We start from the raw sequence: 23,872 nt of genomic DNA, 5'->3' as shown, positions 1-23,872 counted from the left end.
CCGGCCCCGCTCACCCCGCCCAGGCGGCGAGCACCGCGTAGTCGGCGTCGCCGAGCCCGCACCGCGGATCCACCCGATGAAGGAGCGCCCGTCCGCGATGGCGGTCGGCGACCCACGCCCGGTCGACGTCCCCGATCTCGTCGTCCACCCAGACGAACGGCCGCCCCGCCGCCCACGCCACGAGGGCCGGCGTCTTCCAGTGGAGCCCGGGCACCTCGGGCCCGTCCGTCCAGGCGACGAGCGGCAGCTCGGGCAGTCCGAGGCGCGGGGCGACCCAGGCGTTGGCGTCCGCCTCCCAGGTCGTCGCCCACACCAGCTCGTACGGGAGCGCCGCGAGCCGCGCCCCGTGCGCCGGGTCGAGTCGCGCGAGGAGCGGGCTCACGGAGGCGGGCGGCGCGGGCGGATACGTCGGATGGGCGCCGCCGCCCGCGCCCGCGCCCCCGCGCGTCCCGTCGCCCGCCCCGTCACGCGCGCCGAACGGGATCAGCGGCCCGTCCACGTCCAGGAACAGCAGTGCCGTCATGCCCCCCATGATGCCGGGCCCGTAGAGGGCGACCCCCGCCACTCATCCACTTCCAAACGATCCGCGACGGATCGACTTTCGTTACCCTGGCAGGCATGACTGCCATGGCGCCCACCCGCACCGAGCCCGACCTCTCCTACCTCCTCGACCACACCAGTCACGTCCTGCGCTCCCGCATGACCGCGGAGCTCGGCGAGATCGGCCTCACGCCCCGCATGCACTGCGTCCTCGTCCACGCCCAGGAGGGGGAGCGCACGCAGGCGCAGCTCGCCGAGATCGGGGACATGGACAAGACCACGATGGTGGTGACCGTCGACGCCCTGGAGAAGGCCGGGCTCGCCGAGCGGCGGCCGTCCAGCACCGACCGGCGGGCGCGGATCATCGCCGTCACCGAGGAGGGCGCGAAGGTCGCCCAGGAGAGCCAGCGGATCGTCGACGGGATCCACGAGAACGCCCTCGCCTCGCTCCCCGACGACGAGCGCCACATCCTGCTGCGCGCACTGAACCGCCTGGTCACCGGCCACCTGGAGACCCCCGTCGAGGGCCCCGGGACGGCCCGCCGGGCGCGGCAGCGCGGCTGAGCCCCGCCCGCGCCGAGCATTACTCCCGTAAAAAATAGTCTGCAACAAAACCATCTGCTAACGTCTCTCCTGTTGCCTCCATCGAACAGGAGAGTGCTCATGTCCGCGCCTGCCAGCACCCGCACCGACACCTCCCGCCGGCTCGCCCTCGGCGTCCTCGCCACCAGCATGCTCATGACGATCCTCGACGGCAGCATCGTCACCGTCGCGATGCCGGCCATCCAGAGCGACCTCGGCTTCACCCCCGTCGGCCTCAGCTGGGTCGTCAACGCCTACCTCATCGCCTTCGGCTCGCTCCTCCTCCTCGCGGGCCGCATCGGTGACCTCATCGGCCGCAAGCGGATGTTCCTCCTCGGCACGGGCCTCTTCACCGCCGCCTCGCTCCTCGCCGGCGTCGCCGCCTCCCCCGGCGTCCTGATCGCCGCCCGCTTCCTCCAGGGCATCGGCAGCGCCATGTCCGCGGCCGTCAGCCTCGGCATCCTCGTCACCCTCTTCACCGAACCCCGCGAACGCGCCAAGGCCATCGCCGTGTTCAGCTTCACCGGCGCCGCCGGAGCCTCCCTCGGCCAGGTCCTCGGCGGAGTCCTCACCGACGCCCTCGCCTGGAACTGGATCTTCTTCATCAACCTCCCCATCGGCATCGCCGCGCTCCTCGCCGCCCTCCCCGCCCTCCCCGCCGACCGCGGCCTCGGCCTCAAGGCCGGCGCGGACGTCCTCGGCGCGCTGCTCGTCACCGCCGGCCTGATGACCGGGATCTACGCCGTCGTCACCATCGAGGAGTACGGGGCCGGCTCGGCGCACACCCTCGGCCTCGGCGGACTCGCCGTCGCCCTCCTGGCCGGCTTCGTCCTCCGCCAGGCCAAGGCCGCCAACCCGCTCATGCCCCTGCGGATCCTCCGCTCCCGCAGCGTGGCCGGCGCCAACCTGGTCCAGATGCTCATGGTCGCCGCGCTCTTCTCCTTCCAGATCCTCGTCGCCCTCTACCTGCAGAAGGTCCTCGGATACGGAGCCGCCGAGACCGGCCTCGCGATGCTGCCCGCCGCCGCCGTCATCGGCATCGTGTCGCTCGGCGTCTCGGCCCGCCTCATCGCCCGGTTCGGCGAGCGGAACGTCCTGCTCGCGGGCATCCTGCTGCTCGTCGGCGTCCTCGGCCTGCTGACCCGCCTCCCCGCCGACGCCGACTACGTCACCGACCTGCTCCCCGTGATGCTGCTCGCCGCCGGCTTCGGCCTCGCGCTCCCCGCCCTCACCTCGCTCGCCATGTCGGGCGCCGAGGAGGCGGACGCGGGCCTGGCCTCCGGTGTCTTCAACACCACCCAGCAGATCGGCATGGCCCTCGGCGTCGCGGTCCTCTCCACCCTGGCCGCCTCCCGCACCGAGTCCCTCACGGCGGCCGGCCGGTCCACCGCCGAGGCCCTGACCGGCGGCTACCACCTGGCCTTCGCGGTCGGCACGGCGCTCGTCCTCGCCGCCCTGGCCGTCGCCTTCACCGTCCTGCGCAACCCGGCGCGCCGGCCGGAGGGACAGGAGCAGGGCAAGGAGCAGGAAGCCTCGCGGAAGAACACGGAGCCCGTACTCACCACCCTGTGACAATGGCGCCATGAGAGCCGACCGCCTCGTCGCCGCCCTGCTCTTCCTCCAGACCAGGCAACGCGCCACCGCCGCCGAACTCGCCGCCGAACTGGACGTGTCCGAAAGGACCGCCCGCCGGGACCTCGAAGCGCTCGCGAGCGCCGGGGTCCCGGTCTATTCCCAGGCGGGGAAGGGCGGCGGCTGGTCGCTGGTCGGCGGCGCCCGCACCGACCTGACGGGCCTCACCGCCCCCGAGATCCACGAACTGTTCCTCCTGACCGGCCCGGACGCCACCGCGAGCCCGAGCCCACGGACCCGGACCGCCCTGCGCAAGCTCGTACGGGCCCTCCCCCCGCCCCTCCGCGAGGGCGCCGAGGCCGCCGCCCGCGCCGGGACCGCCGACGGGACCGACTGGACGGGCGCGGACACGGAGGAACCCCGACTGGCCGCGCTCCAGCGGGCCGTGGTCGACGCGCGCGAGCTCAGGATCGGATACGCCCGCCCCGGCCGGGAACCCCGCGAACGGACCGTCCACCCGCTCGGGATCGCCACGAAGACGGGTGTCCGCTACCTCGTCGCCGGTACGGAGAACGGCCTGCGCACCTTCCGGGTCGGCCGCGTCACCTCCGTGACCGAGACGGGCGCCCCCGCCGTACGGCCCGAGGGCTTCGACCTCCCCACCGCGTGGCGCGCGCTGGCCGCCCGCATGGAGGACCGCATGGTCGCGACGACGGTCCGGGGCCGGGCGGCCCCCGGCACGGAGTCCGTCCTGGAAGGCCTCCTCGGCGCGCGGATACGGTACGGGGAACGGGCCCCGGACGGCTGGACGCACGTCGAGATCGACGGCCCCTCACCCGAGGTCGTCGCCGCCCAACTCGCGGGCCTGGGCGCCCGCGTGGAGCTCCTCGACCCACCCGAGGCCCGCACGGCCCTCGCCCGCATCGGCGCGGAACTCACGACGCTGTACGCGTGACCCTCAGAAGATGTCGGGCGAGAACGGCCGCAGCGGCGTACGGAACAACAGGTCGGCGCGGACGGCCGCGCCCGGCGTGAGCTCCTCCACGCGACCGAGGCGCCCGAGGCGCACCGCCGACTCGTCGCCGAACGCCAGCACCCCCAACTCCGCGATGTCGAGGGCCAGATCGGCGGATTCGGTGGTACGGACGCAGCGCGCGCCCGCCGGGGAGGCGTCCAGCCGGTAGCGCCCGCCCGCCAGGCCGTCCGCGTCCCGCAGGTCGAGGACGAGGCCGTCCTCCACCGGGTACGTACGGCTCTCCAGGACCCGGACGACATCGAGCACCCGGACCCAGAGCATGTCCACGTACGTCAGCGTCTTCGCCGCGCGCGGGTCCGGCAGGAGCAGGGGCAGCGGGTCGTCGGGCGCGCGGTAGCCGGAGCGGACCGTACCGACCCAGTCGATCGAGCAGAGGTACCGCCACAGGGCGCGCTCGGCGGCCGGGGTGACGGCGAGCAGGTCCCGTACGGTCGCCGTGTTCACGGGCTGCTTGGAGTCGTCCCACTTGTCGTCGGCGGAGTAGGCGACGAACCCCTCCACCGCACCCGACTCCGAGCGGTACACCGCGTAGAACGGCTCCTTCCACCCGTCGATCTGGTAGCCGAGGCCGGTGCCGAGCTCCCAGCCGCGCGTGGAGCGGTCGGTGACCCCGGCGCGGACCCCGGCGAGCCCGCGGTGCACCTCGGGCCCGATCTTGCGGATCTCCTCGCCGTCCGCCAGATCGATCCGACCGCCGTCCTCCGGCTGTCCCGAGCGCCGCGGGTCGAGCCCGGCCCGCCGTACGTCCACACTCCACTCGGCGGCCCAGCTCGCCGGGCCGAAGCCGTACCGCCCGTAGATCGGGTACTCGGCGGCGATCAGCGTGGCGATCGCGTCGCCCCGCTCCTTCGCGGCGCCGAGGTCGGCGGTCATCATCCGGCTGAGGAGCCCCTGCCGGCGGTGCGTCGGGGAGACGGTGACCTGGGTGATGGCGTCGGCGGTGAGGCTGCCGCCGCCGACCGTGCTGACCTCCTGCCGGAACGACCGGAAGGTACCGACGATCCGGTCCCGGTCGAAGACACCGAGCGTCCGCGCGAGGTCCGCGTTGGCCAGCCGGTCGGCGACCAGTTCGTCGGGCGCCGTGGGCGGCCGGAGGAAACCGGTCTGCAGGGCCAGCAGCCAGCCGGGGAACTCGGACTCCACCACCGCGCGCATGTCGACACTCATCCCCCGACACTACGCACGGCCGTACGGGAACCGCACGCGATTTCCCCCACCGCTCCCGGCCCGCTCCCCGCCCGCACCGTGGCCCGCCCGCGCCACTCCCCGCCCGCACCGTGGCCCGCCCGCGCCACTCCCCGCCCGCGCCGTGGCCCGCCCCGCTGCTCTCAGGCCAGCAGGTCGTCGACCTGCGCCTCGCCCTCCCGGTATCGGCGGGCGATCTCCCCGCTGCAGTCGTCGGCGGTCCGCTGGAGGTGCTGCCGGCGCCGCGAGACCTGCTGCTCGTACCCCGCGAGCCGGCCCATCGCGGTGTGCAGCTCCTCGTCCGTACGGGCCGTCAGGTCCGACAGCTCGACCTCCGACAGCATCTCGGCCGCCAGCCGCCGGTACTCCTCGCCGCGCGGAGTCGACAGCGTCACGTGCCGGGCCGAGGTCCGGTGCCGCGAGGGCACGTCGGCGAGGATCTCGGAGAGCCGGTCGACGACCCGGGCCTCCGGATCGGTCCGCCGCGCGAGCTCGGCCCGCAGGATGTCGATGCGGCCCTGAAGCATCCGCCGTACGTAGCTCAGGTCGGCCTCGTCGCTCTGCGCCTCGCGCCGCAGCGCGCGCAGCTCGGGCAGCCGGAGCGCGCCGAGGTCCGGCTGGGCCCGTTCGGGCAGGTCGGGCTCTGCGGTCCGCTGCACGGGCGGACGCACGGTCGGGCTTCCGCCCATGCTTCCGCTCATGCTTCCGCCCACGCTTCCTCCCGGGTCCACGACGCGGAACAGCGGTACGGGGCCGGACGGCGTCGGCCCGGTGCCAGGTGCACTCATGAGAATCGTCCCCTCGACCGGTGCGGAGCCGCACCGCCTCACAGGCATCGTGCCACTCCCACCCGTGCACGTGCAGGCGCTCTGCACCCGTTCGGCCCCCCGCGATTCCCGGCCGGTACGTTGGGACACATGCGAGCTGTGGTGCAGAGAGTGGACGGCGCGAGCGTCGTCGTCGCAGGGGAGACCGTCGGAGAGATCGTCGGCGAGGGGCTGTGCGTCCTGGTCGGGGTGACCCACGACGACACCCCGGAGAAGGCGGCCCAATTGGCCAGAAAGCTCTGGTCCGTCCGGGTACTCGACGGCGAGAAGTCGTGCTCCGACGTGAACGCGCCGCTACTGGTGATCTCCCAGTTCACCCTCTACGGAGACGCCCGCAAGGGCCGCCGCCCCACCTGGAACGCGGCCGCCCCCGGCCCGGTCGCCGAACCCCTGGTGGACGAGGTCGTCGCCCGCCTCCGCGAACTGGGCGCCCACGTGGAGACGGGCCGCTTCGGAGCGGACATGCGTGTCTCGCTCACGAACCACGGCCCGTTCACGGTCGTCATCGACGTCTGAGCGGCCCACGCCCCGGCGCCGGGCCACTCGCTCCGTCGGGCGCGGGCCCCTACGGCTCGACGATCGTCTCCTGCGCCGCCGCCGTGTTCCCGACGAGCAGCGGCGCGTCCACCGGGACGTTCCGCTTCACCAGGGCCAGGGCGATCGGGCCCAGCTCGTAGTGGCGGACCGCGCTCGTCACGAAGCCGAGCTGCCGGCCCTCCTCGCCGTCGGCGGCCAGCCGGACCGGGGCGCCGTGCGCGGGGAGCAGCACCTCGCTGCCGTCCAGGTGGAGGAAGACCAGGCGGCGCGGCGGCTTCCCCAGGTTCTGCACGCGGGCGACGGTCTCCTGCCCCCGGTAGCAGCCCTTCTGCAGATGGACGGCGCTGCCGATGAGGCCGATCTCGTGCGGGATGGTCCGGTGGTCGGTCTCGAAGCCGAGCCGCGGCCGGTGCCCCTCGACGCGCAGCGCCTCGTAGGCGAGGATCCCGGCGGCCGGCCCGTGCGAGTCCGCGAAGGACTCCAGGTCGGCGCGGGGCAGGAAGAGGTCACGCCCGTACGGGGTCTCCCGTACGACGGCACCCTCGGGGACCTCGGCGACGGAGCCGGCCGGGAGGTGGACGACCGCGATGTCCTCCGTACGGTCGGCGACCTCGACCCGGTAGAAGAACTTCATCGACTCCAGGTACGCGACGAGCTCCTCGCGCGTCCCCGGCTCGACGTGCGCCCACAGGGTCTCGCCGTCGTCGACGAGGTACAGGGCGTGCTCGATGTGCCCGTTCGCGGAGAGGACGAGCGCCTCGGTCGCCTGCCCCGGCGGCAGGTCGGTCATGTGCTGGGTGACGAGCAGGTGCAGCCAGCTCCGCCGGTCGTCACCGGTGACGGCGACGACACCACGGTGGGAGAGGTCGACGAAACCGGAGCCGTCGGCGAGGGCGCGCTGCTCGCGGAACAGATCGCCGTAGTGGGCGGCGACGCCTTCGTCGCGGCCTTCGGCGGCGACGGCACCGGGCAGGGACAGCAGAGGGCTCTTCATAAGGGAAAGCCTACGACTCGGGGTCCGCGGCCTTCCTGGTGCACTCCGCGCACCGCCCGAAGATCGCGAAGTGCTTCATGTCCGTCTCGAAACCGAAGGTCTCGCGGAGCTTCCCGATGAACTCGGCGGCCACCTCCACGTCCGCCTCGATGACCTCCGCGCAGTCCCGGCACACCAGGTGCAGATGGTGGTGCCGGTCGGCGAGGTGGTACGTCGGAGCCCCGTGCCCCAGGTGGGCGTGGCTCACCAGACCGAGCTCCTCCAGGAGCTCCAGGGTCCGGTACACGGTGGAGATGTTCACCCCGGACGCGGTCCTGCGGACCTCGACCAGGATCTCGTCGGGCGTCGCGTGCTCCAGCGCGTCGACGGCCTCCAGGACAAGCTGGCGCTGCGGCGTCAGCCGGTAGCCGCGCTGCCGCAGGTCACTCTTCCAGTCGGTGGTCACCACGCCCCCCAGTGTAGGAGGGCGCGGCGTGCCACCCCCAGGTGTCTAACGGAAGAAGGCGATGCCGTCGTCCGGCAGGTCACCGAGGTTGCGGGCCATCTCCGCGACCTCTTCCGGCGTCACGACCTTCTTCAGGTGCGCCGACATGTAGGGGCGGAGCGGGACCTCGGGGGTCGCCTTCTCGCCCACCCACATGAGGTCGCTCTTGACGTAGCCGTAGAGGCGCTTGCCACCGCTGTACGGGCCCGAGGCCGCCGTCCGGGCGACGGCGTCCGTCGCGAGGTCGATCTGCGGCTTCTGGTCGGCGAGCTCGCCGTACCAGATCTCGACGATGCCCTGGTCACGGACCATGACGATCTCGACCTTGCGGTCCTTGTCGATGCGCCAGTAGCCGCTCTCGCTCTCCAGCGGACGGACCTTGTTGCCGTCGTTGTCGAGGACCCAGGAGTGCGAGTGGTACTCGATGAAGTCCCGGCCGTCGTGGCTGAACGTCACGGACTGGCCGAAGTTGCACTTCTCGGCGCCGGGGAAGTCGGAGACGCCCGCGCCCTCCCACGTACCGAGCAGGAACGCGAGGGGGACGAGGTCCGGATTGAGGTCGGACGGGATCTCGATCATGAGCAGCTCTGGCGTTCTCTAGAGGTGGTTAGCGCTGGCCCTGGTACAGCTTCTTCACAGCCAGTCCGGTGAAGGCGAGCACGCCGACGGCGACCAGGACCAGCAGAGTTTCGAAGAAAATGATCACGGGGTGCTCCTCGACTGAGCGGTGAAGGCGGAACGGGCCGGACCCCAGCTTAGTGGGCGGGGACCCGGCCCACTCTGTGAGGTGGGTCTAGCGACACACGGTGGCGATCAGCCGAGAAGCTGCGCCTGGAGGGCGACCGTCTGCTGGAAGGGCACGACGAGCGCCTCGCCCTTCCGGGTCTGGGTGATCAGGGCCAGGGTGTCACCGGCCTGGATGTACGCCCACCGGGTCTGCTCGGGGCCGTACGGCTTCCGTTCGTCGAAGGCGTACAGGGAGAGGGAGGACATCCGGACGTCCTCCAGTGCGGTGTCCGACGTCTCGCCATCGACGCCCGCCGGGAGCCTGCTGCCGCGGACGCCCGTGTCCAGGACGTCGTCCTTGAACGCCTCCGCGAACGCGACCGACGTGAACCGCATCAGGTACACCCGGGTGGTCGTGCCGTCCGGCGTCGTCCAGCCGCGGGCGGCGACGTGCCGCAGGGCGGAATCGGCCAGCGCCTCCTTCACCGCGACCCGGTCGTCGGCGTGGAAGTGCTCAAGGTAGGTGTCGAGGCCGATCCAGCCCCCGTTCAGCCGGGGGTCGACCGTGGCGCCCTCCGGGGCGGGCAGCACGAGCTTCCGCAGGTCGGCGTGGTGGACCTCGCCGTCGTTGCCGTCGGAGTACGGGCGCGGGACGCCTTCGGGCAGCGCCGGCAGGGCGAGCCTCGGGTAGGTCCAGCGGCCGTCGGACTCGGTCGCGAGACCTGGCACCTCGTTGCGGTCCATGGACGTCAGCCCCAGGGCCGTACCGGCACCGACACCGCCGCACACGAGGACCGCGGCGGTCCAGCGGGCGATGGCCGCCAGCAGCGGCCGCCGGGACTTCTTCGGCGCGGGCGCAGGGGCGGGGACGGGAACGGGAGCAGGTACGGCTTCGTCCTGAGGCACGGACGGCGCGGGAATCCGGGCCTCGGTCGCCGGCTCGGCCTCGATCAGCGTCTCGGCCTCTGTCTGGGTCTGGGTCTGCTCGGTCATACGTACTCCCCCGGGGACTCGATGTGGTCGAGCTGCTGCTTGAGCAGGTCCGCCACGCCCGCCCGGTCGAACGGCTTGGCGCCCGACGCCGTGACCGAGACCATGACCTCGGAGTCGTAGGCGATGCAGACCATGCCGTCGAGCTGCTCCTCGCGTTCCTTCTTCTCCACCGTCTTGTCCTCGGGCATGAGGTAGCAGGCCGCGTTCCGGTGGTCCTTGACCTTGGGACCCTTCGGGAACTCCAGGGCCTCCAGGACCTCCTTGCGAAGCCTGAAACTGTCCTTGATCCGCTTCTTGTCCTTCATCCGCGTGATGTGGACGGAGATGACGGCGGCGTCGCTCAGATCCGAGAAGGAACGGACCGCGATGCCCTGGATGCCGAGCCGGTCGACCTCCTTCTCGTACGCGCGCCGCTTCTTGCCGGAGAGGCCTTCGCCCTCCTGCTTCATCTGCGCGACGGCCTCCGCCTCGCCCAGCTCGCCGTCGTTCCCGTACAGCTCGTGGTCGGGGCCGAGCTCGTACCCGGGCGGCACGGGCAGCAGCAGCTTGCTCAGCGGCGTCCCCGCTTTGCCGCGCGCGGCGGACTCGGCCGGGTCCTTGTCGGTCGCGGTCGAATCCGCCGAACCCCACACCTCCGTGGGCGCGGTGCGGTCGGCGGAGGAGACGGTGACCGCGGTGTACGTCACGCCGCCGCCCGCCGCGCCGAGGACCAGCACGGCGGGCAGGACGACCCCGAGCAGGATGCGGCGCGCGCCGCGCTTCGGCTTCCGCGGGGCCTCGGCAGCGGGTTCTGTCGGTGCCATCGGTTCGATGGGTACGTTCACGTCGTTCCGGTCCTCAGTCACAGGCGCCCCAGTTGCTGCTCGGCCAGCGAACGGATGTCCTTCTCCGTGATCTTCTTCGTGTCGAAGATGAAGATCTCGACCGCGATGTCGCCGCGGTGGAAGAGGGCCCTGGCCTCGTAGAAGTCCAAGTAGCCCGCCTTCCGCTGCACGGGGAAGACGTAGTAGCGGCCGTCGGCGGAGCCCTTGAGCGCCTCGCCCTCGCCGTTCGCGTACTCCTCTTCGGGCATGTAGCCCTGCTGGTCCTCGATGTGATCCTGCGCGCCGAGTTCGTCGCCCGGGCGGTACTGGACCAGGCGGACCGAGCTCAGCCGGTTCTCGCCCGTCTTCCAGGACGTGACGGCGACGCGCCGGATGCCCAGCTCCAGCTGGTAGCTCAGCGCCTCCCCGGCCCGCTCGAAGTCGGAGGCGAACTCGCGGACCGACATCCAGCCGTCGCGGTCCCCGAACTCGTCCTTCTTCGCACCCGCGGGCTTCGGGACCAGCAGCTTCCGCAGGTCACCCTGCGCTTTCGCCTGACGGTCCTCCGAGGCCGGGAGCGGATCCGGCTCCTGGCCCTTCGGGAGGGGCTTGGGGTAGGCGAGGGCCGGCTGGTTCAGCGGCGGGAGCGGCGTCGGTTCGCGCTGCGCCTGGACGCCGTATCCGACCGCCGTGCCGCCGACGATGCCGAGGACGGCGGCGACGGCGATGAGCCCGACGGTACGGAGGACACGGCGGCGCGGCCGTACGGCCTCGGACGGCGCGGCGTCGGCCGCGGCCGCGGCCTCCGTCTCTGCCGCTGCCTCTGCCTCTGCCTCCGGCCCCTCCGGATTCACGACCGGAGGCGCGGTTTCCGCCACCGCCCCCGGCTCCGGCGGCGGTGCCGTATCCGTATTTGGGATGGTTTCTTCGTTACTCAACAGTCCCCCCACGAGACCTGAAGGGCGGATTCCGTCATCCGCGCACCCAACTGACACGTGAGAGCCGCAAGGGGTTGCAGGGCCGCGCATTACAGTTCGGCATATGGCGAAGAAGCTCGTGATCAAGGTGACCGCAGGGGCCGACGCCCCCGAACGCTGCTCGCAGGCCTTCACGGTGGCCGCCGTCGCCGTCGCCAGCGGCGTCGAGGTCTCGCTCTGGCTGACCGGCGAGTCCTCGTGGTTCGCCCTCCCGGGCCGCGCGGCCGAGTTCGAACTGCCGCACGCCGCGCCCCTGCCGGACCTGATCGACTCGGTCCTGGCGGCCGGCCGCGTGACGCTCTGCACGCAGTGCGCGACCCGGCGGGAGATCACGGAGGAGGACGTCCTGGAGGGCGTCCGCATCGCCGGCGCCCAGGTGTTCGTCCAGGAGATCATGGGCGACGAGACGCAGGCGCTCGTCTACTGAGGACGAGGACGGACTACCGACGGCGCCTCTTGCCGTCCAGTTCGTCCCACCACTCGTCCGACGTCGGGTCTCCCGAGGGGTCGTCCCACCAGCGGTCCTCCGGGCCCCGCCGGTTCGCGACCATCGCGGCGACCGGCGGGATGACCATGGCGACCACGCACATGCCGACCGCCACCGGCATCGAGAAGAGCCGCACGACGGCCCAGGCGCCCACGAAAAGCACCAGGCAGGCGCCCATCATCCAGAAGTAGACGTGGCGACGGCGTGCGTACACACCTTCAGCGTACGTCCGGACACGCCCCCCGTCACCGGCGGCCGGAGGCTGCCGCAGCGCCTCGAAGCCTGTGAGGCGCCCCCGGCGCCGAGCAGTGCGAGGGGCGCGGAAGAAAAAGACCGAAGGGCCGTGCCTCAAGTCCTGGAAATGGCGTCCAACCCCCCAGGAGGCACGGCCCTCCGGCCGTTCGGTGTCGCAGTCGGTCAGACGGCGATGGCGACCTCCGCGAGGCCACCCTTCTGCGCCACGACCTGGCGGTCGGCGGTGCCGCCCGGAACCAGGGCGCGGACGGTCCAGGTGCCCTCGGCCGCGTAGAAACGGAACTGTCCGGTGGCGGAGGTCGGGACCTCGGCCGTGAACTCGCCGGTCGAGTCCAGGAGGCGGACGTAACCGGTGACGGGCTGGCCGTCCTTGGTCACGAAGCCCTGGATGGTGGTCTCACCGGGCTTGATCGTCGAGGCGTCGGGGCCGCCGGGCTGCGCTCCACACATGGTGTTCTGTCCTTACGGTCGAGGGGTCCGGAGAAGGGGGAGGTCCGGAAGGCTTACTTGTTGGCGCCGAGCTCGATCGGCACGCCGACGAGGGAGCCGTACTCGGTCCACGAACCGTCGTAGTTCTTGACGTTGGTGACCTCGAGCAGCTCGTGCAGGACGAACCAGGTCAGCGCGGAGCGCTCACCGATGCGGCAGTACGCGATGGTGTCCTTCGCCAGGTCGACCTGCTCGTCCTCGTAGAGGGCCTTGAGCTCGTCGTCCGACTTGAAGGTGCCGTCGTCGTTGGCGTTCTTCGACCACGGGATGTTGCGGGCGCTCGGTACGTGGCCGGGGCGCTGCGACTGCTCCTGCGGGAGGTGCGCCGGGGCGAGCAGCTTGCCGGAGAACTCGTCGGGCGAGCGGACGTCGACCAGGTTCTCGGAGCCGATCGCGGCCACGACGTCGTCGCGGAAGGCGCGGATCGAGGCGTCCTGGGCCTTGGCCTTGTACTCGGTGGCCGGGCGGGCCGGGATCTCGGAGCCGTCGACCAGGTCGCGGGAGTCGAGCTCCCACTTCTTGCGGCCGCCGTCGAGGAGCTTCACGTCCTGGTGGCCGTAGAGCTTGAAGTACCAGTAGGCGTACGAGGCGAACCAGTTGTTGTTGCCGCCGTAGAGGACGACCGTGGTGTCGTTGCCGATGCCCTTGGCCGAGAGGAGCTTCTCGAAGCCCTCCTGGTCGATGAAGTCACGGCGGACCGGGTCCTGAAGGTCCTGGGTCCAGTCGATCCGGATGGCGTTGCGGATGTGGTTCTTCTCGTAGGCCGAGGTGTCCTCGTCGACCTCGACAAGGGCGACCTGCGGGTTGTCGAGGTTGGCCTCGACCCAGTCCGCGTCGACCAGGACGTCGCTGCGAGCCATGCTGTTCTCCTCCGGGGCAGTGTGCGGCGGTGTGGTGCGGTTGGTGCGGGTTTGTGATGCGGTACGCGTCGTCGCGTGGCGTACGACGTGCGTACGGCTGCACAGGTCGGCCCCGACCGCGGTCGAAGGGCCTGAAGGAATACGGGAGTCGGTGCTCCCGCTCAGACTGAGCGACAGAGCATGGCGGCGACGCGGCACAGGTCTACTGCCCGCCGCTTCGTGAGATCCGCCTGTCGCTTCATGCCCTCGATCGTAGGGACGGACAGGCGGCCGTGTCACCGGTGTGTCATATTTTGAGACGCGATCGTCCGAGATGCGAGACGTGATCACCGTGCAGGTCGGCTCCGAGCGCCTCGGTACCGCGGTGTCCGGTTCGGTTTCTGCGGATCGGACAGAGGCGTCTCACCATGTGGTTAGAGGGGCGATCGGGGGTCCGCGGCGGCCCCGGAAGGGTGGTCCGCGGCGGACCCCGTCCAGAGGCCCGCCGCGGAAATGACCTCGCCGTAGGAACCTGGTCCCGGCATGATTCCCGGCGTGCACGAGGACGAGGACCATCGCGGGCGAACGCGGTACACGCTGACCGAGACGGAGCACGGGCATGCCTGGGGCGTATGCGCCGAGGCGGAAGGGCTGTTCGGAGAACCGCGACGCGGGACCTACGAGCTGTTCGGCTGGGTTCCACAGGCGGAGCAGGCGGAGCAGGCGGGGGTGGGCGGCTGGGTCGGCCACCGGCTGTGGCTGGTGCCGGACGACGAGACGCTCGACCCCTGGTCGCTGGAGGATGCGGAGAGCCCGGGGCAGCCCCTGGGGACGGACGGTCTCGTGCTCACCGGCCAGGACGACTACGAAGGTCCGCCCGAGGGCCACAGGGGCCGCGTTCGTGTGCACGACGGGCACCGATGGCTGGGATCCTGCCGCGCATTCGTCCGTGTCCGGCCGCACAAGCAGCCTTCACCACCGCTCGTCCTGCGGGGGCTCGCCCAGGGTGATCAGCTGCGGGCGGCACTGGCGGAGGGCACCCGGCAGGCGCTGGACCTGGAACTGGCCGCCCTGGAGATACGAGACGATCAAGGTGAGCAGCTCACCGAACGCCTGCTCTGGGCCCGAGTCAGCGCGTGGCGCGCCTCGTCGTCCGGGACGGATCTGATCGACCTGGAGCTCGACGGAGAGCTCTTCAGGCCCGTTCCCGAACACGCCCGGCCCGTCTGGGAGCGGTGGCTCGCCGGGCCGCCCGACACGGCGGGGGCCTGGGCCGGCCTCGATACCCGGCACCGCTGGGTCTGGCACGATCTCGTCCGCGAGCGAGTCGCCCACCACGGTGCCCCCGGTGACCGGCCGGCCGGTCACGCCTACGCACTCGACGGCCGGCACGTCACCGACGAACCGGGCCTCTACCTGGCGCTCGGCGAGGCGGTGAACGGGCCGGGCGGCTACTTCGGCGGCAACCTCGGCGCCCTCGCCGACTGCCTGGGTGGCACCTTCGGCTACACCGCCCCCGCGACTCTGCTCTGGCGGGACGCGGCGACCGCACGCGAGCACCTGTCCCAGGCCCTGACACCCGATGGCCAGTCCTACGATCTGTTCGGCGTGATCCTCGACCTCCTGGCCGAGGGCGGCATGCACGTCACCCTGGCGTGATCCACGGTCCGCCCGCCGGGTATCGCCCGCCGCCGAGTGGGAGCGTCGGCCGGACGACCCCGGACCCGTCAGCCCGCGAGGGCGACGTCCTTGCCGCTCACGGCCACGGCGAGGCCGTCCGGCCTGGCCTCGACCTTCTCCACCTTCATGCCGGCGATCATCCCGATCGGCCGCTCGAAGTCGGTCCGCTTGCGGATCATTTCCTCCACGCCGGGGATGCCCTCGCCCGGCACCTCGTCCGCGCGGACCTTGATCGTGTCGCCGTTCACCACGGTCACCGTCGACAGGACCGAACGCGTCAGCTTGCGGCCCAGGATCTCCACGCTGCCGGTGACCTTCACCTTCCCGTCGCCCCCGTAGGCCACGGTGGCCTCGCGGTCGGAGGCGGCCGTGAGCGCCTCGTACGAGATGAGGGCGGTGCCGGTCGCGGAACCCGCCCGCGCGCCGGCCCAGTCGCCGGTGACGGTCACGTCCCGGAGCGCGGCCGTCAGCTCGTCGACCCGGATCTTCCGGCTGCCCGCCGTCGCCTCGACGCCCTTCGCCACCACGTCGACCTCGTCGAACCGCTTGTCCGCGACCTGGGTCAGGAAGGGGAAGCCCTTGATGTCGATCTCGATCGAGTCGCTGTCCGCCGCCGAGAGCTTCACCCGGCTCGCCGCCTCCGACTCGGCGTACGCCACGGCGAGACGGTCGATCCCGACGAACACCCCGCCCAGCACGACGGCCACGATCAACAGAATCCGCAGTGCTCGCATGGGTTGTGCGTCCCCCCGATAGAGAAAAAGTGTTCGGCCCCCCGACACGAAGATCGACGTGTCGAGGGGCCGGTTGGTTCCCCTGGCGCTTCCCGGCCGGTTCAGGCCAGGGCGCGACCCAGCAGGTAGACGGCGGGCGCGGCGGCCGTCAGCGGCAGCGCGATCCCCGCGGTCATGTGGACGAAGCGCGACGGGTAGTCGTAGGCGGCGACCCGCAGGCCGACCAGCGCGCAGACCCCGGCGGCGAGGCCGACGAGCGCCCCGGAGGTGCCCAGGCCGTTCAGCCCGCCGGCCGCGATCCCGGCGCCCGCGCCCGCGAGGAGCGCGACGACCAGGGAGACCGGGCCGGGCAGCGGGAGCGCCCGGGCGACGACGGTGGCGGCGACCGCGATCCCGCCGACGACCACCGCGTCGGGGGCGGCCCCGAGGTGCCCGGCGGCGACGACCGTCAGCGCGGCCGAGGCGATGCCGGCCATCAGGCCGTACATCCGCTCGTCCGGGTCGGCGTGGCTGCGCAGCTGCAGGACGAGGCAGAGCAGGACCCAGACGCCGAGCGTGCCCAGGATCGCGGCGGCCGCGTTCTCACGGCCGACGGCGAGCAGGGCGGCGTCGGCGACGAGGCCGCCGGCGAAGGCGAGGGCGATGCCCTGCCGGGCGGGCCACATGCCGTTGAGCCGGAACCAGCCGGCGGCGGTGAGGCCCTGGAGCAGGACGAGCGGGACGAGCAGCCCGTACGGGCCGAGGGAGGCGCCGCCGGCGAGCAGCAGGCCGAGGACGGCGGTCAGGGCCGCCGGCTGGAGCCCGGGATCGATGACGGGCGAGCGGCCCTCGGCACGCGCGCGCTGGGCGTCGGTGATCCGCGTGTTCCCGGACGTGGTGGGCGAGGACCAGGCCACCCCGGCCCCGGACCCGGCGGCCACGGGCTCGGGAGCGCGCTCGGGCACGTACTCCGGTACGGGCGTGTCGTACGCCACGGGAGCCGCCGGGGGCATCGGGGCCGACGGAGCCGCCGCGTACTGCTGCTGTCCGTACTGCTGGTGCTCGTGGGGCTGCTGGTGCTCATGGGGCTGCTGCTGCTCGTACGTCGCGCCCTGCGGCGGCAGGTAGGCCGTGCCGTCGTACGCGGGCTGCTCGTAAGCGGGCTGCTCGTACACCGGCTGTTCGTACGCGTGCTGCTCCCTGGAGGACTCGTACGCGGGCTGCGCGTAGGGAGCCTCGTACGGCGTCCCCTGCGTCACGGCGGGCTGGTACTGGGTGTCCCAGGTCTGGCCCTCCCACGTCTGCGTGACGTCGGGGCCGTGCTGCCCGTGCTGTCCCTGCCCGTTCGCGTACGGGTCGTACTGCTGGTCGTTGCTCATGCTGCGGGGTTCACCCTCCTGCGAACGGGGGGAGCACCTCGACCGTGCCGCCCTCGGCAAGCCGTACGGTCTCATGGCTCCGGGTCCCGACGGGGTCGCCGTCGATGAGGAACGAGCATCGCTGGAGGACCCGGACGAGCTCGCCCGGGTGCTTCTCGCGGGCCGCGTCCAGCGCCTCCGCGAGGGTCCCGGCGGTGTACGGCTCCTCGGCGACACCGGCTGCGGCCTTGGCCGCGGCCCAGTAGCGGATGGTTCCCGCTGCCATAGCGGCGCTCCCTTCGTTCGTGTGCGCGCCGCCCCCCATGATGGGCTATCGGCGTGTGAGCCAGTCGCCCAGCCGGGCGAGCAGCTCCTCGTCCGCCGCGTTCTCGGCGTGGCCCATCCCCCGCTCCAGCCAGAGTTCCGCGTCGCCCGCGGCGGCCAGCGTGCGCGGGTGGTCGAGCGGGAAGTACGCGTCCCGGTCGCCGTGCACGATCAGCAGGGGGACCGGCGCGATCAGCGGCACCGCCTCGACGGGCGAGAGGGGTACGGGGTCCCAGGTGCGGCCGTCGATGCGGGTGCGGAGCCCGTAGCGGCCGACCAGGCGGCCCGCCGGGCGGGTGACCATCCAGTGGAGCCGGCGCATCGGGGCCGTACCCCGGTAGTACCAGCGTGCGGGGGCGGAGACGGCGGCCACCGCGTCCACGCGGCCCTCCGTACCCCGCTCCAGGGCGGCGTGGCGCAGGACGACGGAGCCGCCCATGGAGAAGCCGACCGTCGCCACGCGCGCGTGGCCGAGGTCACGGGCCCAGCGGACGGCGGCGGACAGGTCGAGGACCTCCCGGTCGCCGACCGTGGAGCGGCCGCCGGAGCCGCCGTGCCCGCGGAAGGAGAAGGTCACGACGGCCGCCCCGCGCTCCGCGAAGGCCCGGGCGGCGCGCCGGACGGCGGGCCGGTCGGCCGCCCCGCTGAAGCCGTGGGCGACGACCACCACCGTGTCGCCTGCGCCCGCCGTCCCGGTGACGGCCGTTTCGGTGACACTTGCGGTGCAGGGTTCGTAAACCGCCTCGATACGGACACCGTCATCGGTACGCAACATCGCACGATGTGGATCACGATGATGGACGGAAGTGATCGAGGAAACATCCATCATGTGAAATCGCCTCTCTCCCTCTGAACTCATGTGGGCTATTCTGCTGGGCAGAGGATCCGGGCGACGCAGCCCCCGGGTCCTTTTGCGTTTTCCGACCGTTGTTACGGACGGATGAACAAAAGCTCTCAGGGCGCGAGAGCCGGCAGTGATCAGTACGAAGCAGTGCCACGTCCTCGCAGGGACCGAGGAGGAACCGACGTTATGAGCGAGCGTACGAAGCACGACCGACCGATGTCAGCGATGGCAGGTGGGGCGCGATGAGCTCTCTGCTGCTCCTGACCAACGCCCTCCAGCCGTCGACCGAGGTGCTGCCCGCACTCGGCCTGCTGCTGCACAACGTCCGGGTGGCTCCGGCGGTGGGCCCCGCCCTCGTGGACACCCCCGGCGCGGACGTGATCCTCGTCGACGGCCGGCGCGACCTCCCGCAGGTCCGCTCGCTGTGCCAGCTGCTGCGCTCCACGGGGCCCGGCTGTCCGCTGATCCTCGTCGTCACGGAGGGCGGCCTCGCGGCCGTCACCGCCGACTGGGGCATCGACGACGTCCTCCTCGACACCGCGGGTCCGGCCGAGGTCGAGGCCCGGCTCCGGCTCGCGATGGGCCGCCAGCAGATCGTCTCCGACGACTCCCCGATGGAGATCCGGAACGGCGACCTGTCGGTCGACGAGGCGACGTACAGCGCGAAGCTCAAGGGCCGGGTCCTGGACCTGACCTTCAAGGAGTTCGAACTCCTCAAGTACCTGGCCCAGCACCCGGGCCGGGTCTTCACGCGCGCCCAGCTCCTGCAGGAGGTGTGGGGGTACGACTACTTCGGCGGCACCCGGACGGTCGACGTCCACGTACGGCGGCTGCGCGCGAAGCTGGGCCCCGAGCACGAGTCGCTGATCGGCACCGTCCGTAACGTCGGCTACCGCTTCGTCACTCCCGAGAAGGTCGAGCGCGCGGCCGAGGAGGCCCGGGCGAACGAGACCAGGGCGCAGAACACCCGGAAGGACACCCGTTCGGAGGAGGCCGCCCGCACCGCCCGTGTCAAGGAGGCCGACCGGGAAGTCACCTCTCCGGAGGACAGGAACGTGGCGGACGCCACAGTGCGACCTGCCGGTAGGTAGGTCACCCCGCGTAGACTGCCGCGCGTGGCCAAGGTGACGCGGGATGACGTAGCTCGACTGGCAGGCACTTCGACCGCGGTCGTGAGCTACGTCATCAACAACGGACCCAGGCCGGTCGCCCCGGCCACGCGCGAGCGTGTCCTCGCCGCCATCAAGGAGCTGGGCTACCGCCCCGACCGGGTGGCCCAGGCGATGGCGTCCCGGCGTACGGATCTCATAGGCATGATCGTCCCCGACGCGCGGCAGCCGTTCTTCGGGGAGATGGCCCACGCGGTCGAGCAGGCCGCCGCCGAGCGCGGGAAAATGGTGCTCGTCGGCAACTCCGACTACCGGACCGAGCGCGAGGTCCACTACCTGCGCGCCTTCCTCGGGATGCGGGTCTCCGGACTGATCCTGGTCAGCCAGGGCATGAGCGAGCAGGCCGCGAGCGAGATCGAGGCCTGGGACGCGCGTGTGGTGCTGCTGCACGAGCGGCCCGAGGCGATCGACGACGTGGCCGTCGTGACGGACGACATCGGCGGCGCCCAGCTCGCCACCCGTCACCTCCTGGAGCACGGTCACCCGTACGTGGCGTGCCTCGGCGGCGTCCCGAACACCCCGGCCGTCGGCGACCCGGTCGCCGACCACGTCGAGGGCTGGCGGCGCGCCATGCTGGAGGCGGGCCGCTCGACCGAGGGCCGGCTCTTCGAGGCCCCGTACAACCGCTACGACGCCTACCAGGTGGCCCTGAAGCTGCTCGCGGGACCGGACAGGCCGCCGGCGATCTTCTGCTCCACCGACGACCAGGCCTTCGGCGTCCTGCGGGCGGCGCGCGAGCTGCGCATCGAGGTGCCGTCGGAGCTGGCGGTCGCGGGCTTCGACGACGTGAAGGAGGCGGCGCTCACCGACCCGCCGCTCACCACGATCTCCTCGGACCGCCCGGCGATGGCCCGCGCGGCGGTGGACCTGGTCCTGGACGACTCGCTGCGGGTCGCGGGATCGAACCGCGAGCGGGTGAAGCTCTTCCCGTCGGCCCTGGTCGTCCGCCGCTCCTGCGGCTGCGGCGAGTAGCCCCGCCCACCCTGAGGGCCCCTTTCCCCGGGGCCCTTCCCGGGGGTCCCTTCCTGCGGACCTCCTCTCGCGGATCCCTTCCCGCGGATCTCTTCCCGCGGATCCCTTCCCGCGGATCCCTTCCCGCGGATCCCTTCCCGGGGTCTTTATATAGGGCATACAGGGTTCTGTCGGGCTTCTCAGCCGGTCCTCAGGCGGCTCTCATCTACGGATCCGAGAGTCGTAGCCATGACGGACTTCCAGGAGCAGCAGCCTCAGCAGCCGTACTACCCGCCGCACCCGCCGAGGCCTCCGTACGACCCGGCGCAGCCGATCACCACCGAGCCGGGGACCACGATCTGGCCGTCCGGTGGGCACGTCCCGCCGCCCGTGGACCCGCCGGTCGCCGTCGCGGCGGCCCCCGCCCCGGGCTCCCGCCGTCGCGCCAAGCGCGGTGTCGGCCTCCTCGCGGCCGTGGCCATCGCGGCCGCCGCGGTCGGCGGCGGCACGGCGACGCTCGTCCAGCAGCTCACCGCCGACGCCCCCGCGACGGCCTCCTCGGCCGTGAACGGCACGAACGTCTCCGCGAGCAGCGTGGGCACGGTCGCCGGCGTCGCCCAGGCCGTCTCCCCCTCCATCGTCGAGATCTCCGCGACCTCGAACTCCGGCAAGTCCACCGGCTCGGGCGTGATCATCACCTCCGACGGCGAGATCATAACCAACAACCACGTGATCTCCGGCGCCTCCCAGATCACCGTGCGGCTCAGCGACGGGAAGTCGTACGAGGCCGAGGTCGTCGGCACGGACCCCGACAAGGACCTGGCGCTGATCAAGCTGAACGGCGCCTCCGGACTGAAGGCCGCCACGCTCGGCGACTCGTCGAAGGTGAAGGTCGGCGAGGAGGTCGTGGCGATCGGCTCCCCCGAGGGCCTGACCGGCACGGTGACCAGCGGTATCGTCTCCGCGCTCGACCGGGACGTGACGGTCGCCAAGGACGACGACGGCGCCGGCACCGGCCAGGACCAGCAGCAGGGGCAGCAGTACGACCCGCGGCAGGGCTGGCCGTTCGAGTTCGGCGGACAGCAGTTCAACGGCGACACGGGCACGTCGAAGACGACGTACAAGGCGATCCAGACCGACGCCTCGCTCAACCCGGGGAATTCCGGCGGCGCCTTGATCAATATGAACGGCGAGATCATCGGAATCAATTCGGCCATGTATTCGCCCAGTTCTTCGAGCGGTTCCACGGCCGGAAGTGTCGGCCTCGGATTCGCGATTCCGATCGACACGGTCAAGGCCGACCTCGACAGCCTCCGCTCCGGCGGCGACAACTGACCACGTGCGAGGCTGGTGCCATGACTGGCCAGGTGAACGAAGGCGCCCGTGAGCGCATCCTGATCGTCGAGGACGAGCCCGCGGTGCGGGAGGCCCTGCGCCGCAGCCTCGCCTTCGAGGGGTACGACACGCAGGACGCCGTCGACGGGCTCGACGCGCTCGCCCGGATGGAGGCGTACGCCCCCGACCTCGTCGTTCTCGACGTCCAGATGCCCCGGATGGACGGGCTCACCGCGGCCCGGCGGATCAGGGCGTCCGGCTCGACCGTGCCGATCCTGATGCTGACCGCCCGCGACACCGTCGGCGACCGGGTCACCGGGCTCGACGCGGGCGCGGACGACTACCTCGTGAAGCCGTTCGAGCTGGACGAGCTCTTCGCCCGGATCCGGGCGCTGCTCCGGCGCAGCTCGTACGCCTCCGCCGCCGCGGCCCCGGCCGAGGACGACGTGCTGGCCTTCGAGGACCTGCGGATGGACCTGGCGACGCGCGAGGTCACCCGGAGCGGGCGGACGGTGGAGCTGACCCGCACCGAGTACACGCTCCTGGAGATGTTCCTTGCGCACCCGCGGCAGGTGCTGACCCGGGAGCAGATCCTCAAGGCGGTGTGGGGCTTCGACTTCGAGCCGAGTTCGAACTCGCTCGACGTGTACGTGATGTACCTGCGGCGCAAGACGGAGGCGGGCGGCGAGCCGCGCCTCGTGCACACGGTGCGGGGCGTCGGCTACGTCCTGCGAGGAGGAGGCGGCGAGTGACCCGCTTCAGGCCCCTGGCCTGGTTCCGATCGCGGCCCCTGCGGTCGCGGCTCGCGCTGCTCACCGCGTTCGCGGTGGCGGTCGCGGTCGCGGCGGTCTCGCTGGCCTGCTGGTTCGTGACGCGGGCCCAGCTGGAGGCGGAGCTCGACTCCTCGCTGCGCAGCAGCAGACTGGACGCGGCGTCGGTGCAGAGCCTGCTCACGCTGTGCCGCCAGGGCACGACGCCGCCGCCGGTCGCGGGCTCGTACACGGTGCAGGTGATCCTCGCCAACGGCGGCGCCTGCACGTCGGGTAAGGCCGCGATCCCGGTCGGCCCCGCCGACCTCGCGGTCGCGCGCGGACAGCTCTCGTACGCGCTGCACACGGTGAAGGACGACGACGGCCGGGAGATGCGGGTCTACACCTACCCGCAGGAGGGCCCGATCGGGCTCGCGGTCTCCGTGGCCCGGCCGCTCTCCGAGATCGACAACTCGATGTCCACGCTGCGCTGGGTGCTGCTCCTGGTCTCCGGGATCGGCGTCGTCGGCGCGGGCGCGGCCGGCCTATGGGTGGCGCGGACCGGTCTGGAGCCGGTGAACCGGCTGACCGGGGCGGTCGAGCACGTGGCCGCGACCGAGGACCTGACGGTCCGCATCCCGGTCGAGGGCGAGGACGAGATCGCCCGCCTCTCCCGCTCCTTCAACGCGATGACGGCGGCGCTCGCGACCTCCCGCGACCGGCAGGCGCAGCTCATCGCGGATGCCGGCCATGAGCTCCGCACCCCTCTCACCTCCCTCCGTACGAACGTCGAACTGCTCGCGCGCAGCGAGGAGACGGGCCGGGCGATCCCGCCGGACGACCGGCGGGCCCTGATGGCCTCGGTGAAGGCGCAGATGACGGAGCTGGCGGCGCTGATCGGCGATCTCCAGGAGCTGGCGCGGCCCGACACGGTGCGGCCGGGGCCGCTCGAGGTGGTCCCGCTCCACTCGATCCTGCGCTCGGCCCTGGACCGGGCCCGGCTGCGCGGCCCGGAGCTGACCTTCGTGACGGACCTCGCGCCCTGGTACGTCCGGGCGGAGCCGGCGGCGATCGAGCGGGCGCTCGTCAACGTCCTGGACAACGCGGTGAAGTTCTCGCCGCCCCGGGGCACGGTCGAGGTGGCCCTGATGCGGGGCGAGCTGACGGTCCGGGACCACGGCCCGGGCATCCCGCCGGACGAGCTGCCGCACGTCTTCGACCGCTTCTGGCGCTCCCCGTCGGCCCGCAGCCTGCCGGGCTCGGGCCTGGGCCTCTCGATCGTCGCCCGTACGGTCCACCAGGCGGGCGGCACGGCGAGCCTCGCCCCGGCGCCGGGCGGCGGCACGGTGGCGACGCTCCGGCTGCCGGGCGCGCCGACACCGCCGCCGGGCTCGTAGGTCGTACCGGGGTGGTCGGTCGTCGT

The 23,872-nt window shown here is 72.1% G+C and carries 28 protein-coding genes; 11 read left to right on the top strand and 17 right to left on the bottom strand.

The features are described 5' to 3' along the window. Positions 1-10 precede the first annotated feature (10 nt). The gene (locus OG580_RS19470) at positions 11-523 is read right to left on the bottom strand and encodes a hypothetical protein (RefSeq protein ID WP_267044941.1); all 513 of its coding nucleotides are present in this window, start codon (positions 521-523) and stop codon (positions 11-13) included. Positions 524-618: 95 nt separating this feature from the next. On the opposite strand from OG580_RS19470, the gene OG580_RS19465 reads away from it, so the two are divergent. From OG580_RS19465 to OG580_RS19455, 3 genes are all read left to right on the top strand, one after another. After that, entirely contained in the window at positions 619-1,104 is a 486-nt protein-coding gene (locus OG580_RS19465) for a MarR family winged helix-turn-helix transcriptional regulator (RefSeq protein ID WP_267044940.1), read from the top strand. Between the two features lie 99 nt (positions 1,105-1,203). Next, positions 1,204-2,694, top strand: coding sequence for an MFS transporter (locus tag OG580_RS19460; RefSeq protein ID WP_267044939.1), 1,491 nt, complete (start codon positions 1,204-1,206; stop codon positions 2,692-2,694). A 10-nt stretch (positions 2,695-2,704) separates the two neighbouring features. Further along, positions 2,705-3,649, top strand: a complete 945-nt coding sequence (locus OG580_RS19455; protein WP_267044938.1) for a YafY family protein — start codon at positions 2,705-2,707, stop codon at positions 3,647-3,649. Positions 3,650-3,652: 3 nt separating this feature from the next. On the opposite strand, the gene OG580_RS19450 is transcribed toward OG580_RS19455, so the two are convergent. After that, entirely contained in the window at positions 3,653-4,897 is a 1,245-nt protein-coding gene (locus OG580_RS19450) for a GNAT family N-acetyltransferase (RefSeq protein WP_267044937.1), read from the bottom strand. Between the two features lie 161 nt (positions 4,898-5,058). Further along, positions 5,059-5,703: an ABC transporter substrate-binding protein gene (locus OG580_RS19445; protein WP_267044936.1), complete on the bottom strand. Its 645-nt coding sequence runs from the start codon at positions 5,701-5,703 to the stop codon at positions 5,059-5,061. Positions 5,704-5,832: 129 nt separating this feature from the next. Between OG580_RS19445 and dtd the strand changes: the two genes are divergently transcribed. Further along, the gene (gene dtd / locus OG580_RS19440; RefSeq protein ID WP_267044935.1) at positions 5,833-6,258 is read left to right on the top strand and encodes a D-aminoacyl-tRNA deacylase; all 426 of its coding nucleotides are present in this window, start codon (positions 5,833-5,835) and stop codon (positions 6,256-6,258) included. 49 nt (positions 6,259-6,307) lie between these two features. On the opposite strand, the gene OG580_RS19435 is transcribed toward dtd, so the two are convergent. The 6 genes from OG580_RS19435 to OG580_RS19410 form a co-directional block, all read right to left on the bottom strand. Next, entirely contained in the window at positions 6,308-7,273 is a 966-nt protein-coding gene (locus OG580_RS19435) for a folate-binding protein YgfZ (RefSeq protein WP_267044934.1), read from the bottom strand. Positions 7,274-7,283: 10 nt separating this feature from the next. Further along, entirely contained in the window at positions 7,284-7,721 is a 438-nt protein-coding gene (locus OG580_RS19430) for a Fur family transcriptional regulator (RefSeq protein ID WP_267044933.1), read from the bottom strand. A gap of 42 nt (positions 7,722-7,763) precedes the next feature. Beyond that, positions 7,764-8,336, bottom strand: coding sequence for an FABP family protein (locus OG580_RS19425; RefSeq protein WP_267044932.1), 573 nt, complete (start codon positions 8,334-8,336; stop codon positions 7,764-7,766). Positions 8,337-8,570: 234 nt separating this feature from the next. Continuing rightward, positions 8,571-9,476: a hypothetical protein gene (locus OG580_RS19420; protein ID WP_267044931.1), complete on the bottom strand. Its 906-nt coding sequence runs from the start codon at positions 9,474-9,476 to the stop codon at positions 8,571-8,573. Then, a complete protein-coding gene (locus OG580_RS19415) occupies positions 9,473-10,300 on the bottom strand; it encodes a hypothetical protein (protein WP_267044930.1) in 828 nt (275 codons plus the stop codon). The genes OG580_RS19420 and OG580_RS19415 overlap by 4 nt, the downstream gene beginning before the upstream one ends. 17 nt (positions 10,301-10,317) lie before the next feature. Next, a complete protein-coding gene (locus tag OG580_RS19410; RefSeq protein ID WP_267044929.1) occupies positions 10,318-11,157 on the bottom strand; it encodes a hypothetical protein in 840 nt (279 codons plus the stop codon). 163 nt (positions 11,158-11,320) lie between these two features. Between OG580_RS19410 and OG580_RS19405 the strand changes: the two genes are divergently transcribed. Then, a complete protein-coding gene (locus tag OG580_RS19405; RefSeq protein WP_267044928.1) occupies positions 11,321-11,683 on the top strand; it encodes a DsrE family protein in 363 nt (120 codons plus the stop codon). Between the two features lie 13 nt (positions 11,684-11,696). On the opposite strand, the gene OG580_RS19400 is transcribed toward OG580_RS19405, so the two are convergent. The 4 genes from OG580_RS19400 to OG580_RS36275 form a co-directional block, all read right to left on the bottom strand. Next, on the bottom strand, positions 11,697-11,957 hold the full coding sequence (locus tag OG580_RS19400; RefSeq protein WP_267044927.1) for a DUF3099 domain-containing protein: 261 nt from the start codon (positions 11,955-11,957) through the stop codon (positions 11,697-11,699). 203 nt (positions 11,958-12,160) lie between these two features. Next, positions 12,161-12,448 carry a DUF1416 domain-containing protein gene (locus tag OG580_RS19395; protein WP_046908577.1) on the bottom strand — a complete coding sequence of 96 codons (288 nt, stop codon included), beginning with the start codon at positions 12,446-12,448 and terminating at the stop codon, positions 12,161-12,163. Between the two features lie 53 nt (positions 12,449-12,501). Beyond that, entirely contained in the window at positions 12,502-13,347 is an 846-nt protein-coding gene (locus OG580_RS19390) for a sulfurtransferase (protein ID WP_267044926.1), read from the bottom strand. Positions 13,348-13,508: 161 nt separating this feature from the next. Further along, entirely contained in the window at positions 13,509-13,589 is an 81-nt protein-coding gene (locus OG580_RS36275; protein ID WP_350497993.1) for a putative leader peptide, read from the bottom strand. Positions 13,590-13,869: 280 nt separating this feature from the next. Here OG580_RS36275 and OG580_RS19385 point away from each other — a divergent pair, with 280 nt between their 5' ends. After that, the gene (locus tag OG580_RS19385) at positions 13,870-14,985 is read left to right on the top strand and encodes a barstar family protein (RefSeq protein WP_267044925.1); all 1,116 of its coding nucleotides are present in this window, start codon (positions 13,870-13,872) and stop codon (positions 14,983-14,985) included. A 68-nt stretch (positions 14,986-15,053) separates the two neighbouring features. On the opposite strand, the gene OG580_RS19380 is transcribed toward OG580_RS19385, so the two are convergent. The 4 genes from OG580_RS19380 to OG580_RS19365 all read right to left on the bottom strand — a co-directional run bounded on the left by OG580_RS19380 (position 15,054) and on the right by OG580_RS19365 (position 18,227). Next, positions 15,054-15,740: a DUF2993 domain-containing protein gene (locus OG580_RS19380; RefSeq protein ID WP_267044924.1), complete on the bottom strand. Its 687-nt coding sequence runs from the start codon at positions 15,738-15,740 to the stop codon at positions 15,054-15,056. 101 nt (positions 15,741-15,841) lie between these two features. Beyond that, positions 15,842-17,098, bottom strand: a complete 1,257-nt coding sequence (locus OG580_RS19375; RefSeq protein WP_267044923.1) for a hypothetical protein — start codon at positions 17,096-17,098, stop codon at positions 15,842-15,844. Between the two features lie 10 nt (positions 17,099-17,108). Then, positions 17,109-17,363 carry a MoaD/ThiS family protein gene (locus OG580_RS19370; RefSeq protein ID WP_267044922.1) on the bottom strand — a complete coding sequence of 85 codons (255 nt, stop codon included), beginning with the start codon at positions 17,361-17,363 and terminating at the stop codon, positions 17,109-17,111. A gap of 45 nt (positions 17,364-17,408) precedes the next feature. Further along, positions 17,409-18,227, bottom strand: coding sequence for a S9 family peptidase (locus OG580_RS19365; protein ID WP_267048058.1), 819 nt, complete (start codon positions 18,225-18,227; stop codon positions 17,409-17,411). 260 nt (positions 18,228-18,487) lie between these two features. On the opposite strand from OG580_RS19365, the gene OG580_RS19360 reads away from it, so the two are divergent. The 5 genes from OG580_RS19360 (at position 18,488) to OG580_RS19340 (ending at position 23,846) form a co-directional block, all read left to right on the top strand. After that, positions 18,488-19,336 carry a response regulator transcription factor gene (locus OG580_RS19360; protein ID WP_267044921.1) on the top strand — a complete coding sequence of 283 codons (849 nt, stop codon included), beginning with the start codon at positions 18,488-18,490 and terminating at the stop codon, positions 19,334-19,336. Positions 19,337-19,360: 24 nt separating this feature from the next. Beyond that, a complete protein-coding gene (locus tag OG580_RS19355; protein ID WP_267044920.1) occupies positions 19,361-20,386 on the top strand; it encodes a LacI family DNA-binding transcriptional regulator in 1,026 nt (341 codons plus the stop codon). Positions 20,387-20,614: 228 nt separating this feature from the next. After that, on the top strand, positions 20,615-21,700 hold the full coding sequence (locus tag OG580_RS19350) for a trypsin-like peptidase domain-containing protein (RefSeq protein ID WP_323182579.1): 1,086 nt from the start codon (positions 20,615-20,617) through the stop codon (positions 21,698-21,700). A 20-nt stretch (positions 21,701-21,720) separates the two neighbouring features. Beyond that, entirely contained in the window at positions 21,721-22,452 is a 732-nt protein-coding gene (locus tag OG580_RS19345) for a response regulator transcription factor (protein WP_267044919.1), read from the top strand. Further along, positions 22,449-23,846 carry a cell wall metabolism sensor histidine kinase WalK gene (locus OG580_RS19340; protein WP_267044918.1) on the top strand — a complete coding sequence of 466 codons (1,398 nt, stop codon included), beginning with the start codon at positions 22,449-22,451 and terminating at the stop codon, positions 23,844-23,846. Before OG580_RS19345 ends, OG580_RS19340 begins: the two co-directional genes overlap by 4 nt. Positions 23,847-23,872: the final 26 nt, after the last annotated feature.

It is taken from the genome of Streptomyces sp. NBC_00094 (assembly GCF_026343125.1).
GTDB lineage: Bacteria > Actinomycetota > Actinomycetes > Streptomycetales > Streptomycetaceae > Streptomyces.
This window is presented reverse-complemented; position numbering and strand designations above follow the sequence as displayed.

Coding starts and splice junctions, on each gene's coding strand:
- OG580_RS19455 (WP_267044938.1), top strand. CDS start 2,705: ATGAGAGCCGACCGCCTCGTCGCCGCCCTGCTCTTCCTCCAGACCAGG.
- OG580_RS19450 (WP_267044937.1), bottom strand. CDS start 4,897: ATGAGTGTCGACATGCGCGCGGTGGTGGAGTCCGAGTTCCCCGGCTGG.
- OG580_RS19470 (WP_267044941.1), bottom strand. CDS start 523: ATGACGGCACTGCTGTTCCTGGACGTGGACGGGCCGCTGATCCCGTTC.
- OG580_RS19370 (WP_267044922.1), bottom strand. CDS start 17,363: ATGGCAGCGGGAACCATCCGCTACTGGGCCGCGGCCAAGGCCGCAGCC.
- OG580_RS19365 (WP_267048058.1), bottom strand. CDS start 18,227: ATGGATGTTTCCTCGATCACTTCCGTCCATCATCGTGATCCACATCGT.
- OG580_RS19460 (WP_267044939.1), top strand. CDS start 1,204: ATGTCCGCGCCTGCCAGCACCCGCACCGACACCTCCCGCCGGCTCGCC.
- OG580_RS19375 (WP_267044923.1), bottom strand. CDS start 17,098: ATGAGCAACGACCAGCAGTACGACCCGTACGCGAACGGGCAGGGACAG.
- OG580_RS19380 (WP_267044924.1), bottom strand. CDS start 15,740: ATGCGAGCACTGCGGATTCTGTTGATCGTGGCCGTCGTGCTGGGCGGG.
- OG580_RS19360 (WP_267044921.1), top strand. CDS start 18,488: ATGAGCTCTCTGCTGCTCCTGACCAACGCCCTCCAGCCGTCGACCGAG.
- OG580_RS19345 (WP_267044919.1), top strand. CDS start 21,721: ATGACTGGCCAGGTGAACGAAGGCGCCCGTGAGCGCATCCTGATCGTC.
- OG580_RS36275 (WP_350497993.1), bottom strand. CDS start 13,589: ATGAAGCGACAGGCGGATCTCACGAAGCGGCGGGCAGTAGACCTGTGC.
- OG580_RS19390 (WP_267044926.1), bottom strand. CDS start 13,347: ATGGCTCGCAGCGACGTCCTGGTCGACGCGGACTGGGTCGAGGCCAAC.
- OG580_RS19445 (WP_267044936.1), bottom strand. CDS start 5,703: ATGAGTGCACCTGGCACCGGGCCGACGCCGTCCGGCCCCGTACCGCTG.
- OG580_RS19385 (WP_267044925.1), top strand. CDS start 13,870: ATGATTCCCGGCGTGCACGAGGACGAGGACCATCGCGGGCGAACGCGG.
- dtd (WP_267044935.1), top strand. CDS start 5,833: ATGCGAGCTGTGGTGCAGAGAGTGGACGGCGCGAGCGTCGTCGTCGCA.
- OG580_RS19405 (WP_267044928.1), top strand. CDS start 11,321: ATGGCGAAGAAGCTCGTGATCAAGGTGACCGCAGGGGCCGACGCCCCC.
- OG580_RS19395 (WP_046908577.1), bottom strand. CDS start 12,448: ATGTGTGGAGCGCAGCCCGGCGGCCCCGACGCCTCGACGATCAAGCCC.
- OG580_RS19425 (WP_267044932.1), bottom strand. CDS start 8,336: ATGATCGAGATCCCGTCCGACCTCAATCCGGACCTCGTCCCCCTCGCG.
- OG580_RS19350 (WP_323182579.1), top strand. CDS start 20,615: ATGACGGACTTCCAGGAGCAGCAGCCTCAGCAGCCGTACTACCCGCCG.
- OG580_RS19435 (WP_267044934.1), bottom strand. CDS start 7,273: ATGAAGAGCCCTCTGCTGTCCCTGCCCGGTGCCGTCGCCGCCGAAGGC.
- OG580_RS19420 (WP_267044931.1), bottom strand. CDS start 9,476: ATGACCGAGCAGACCCAGACCCAGACAGAGGCCGAGACGCTGATCGAG.
- OG580_RS19465 (WP_267044940.1), top strand. CDS start 619: ATGACTGCCATGGCGCCCACCCGCACCGAGCCCGACCTCTCCTACCTC.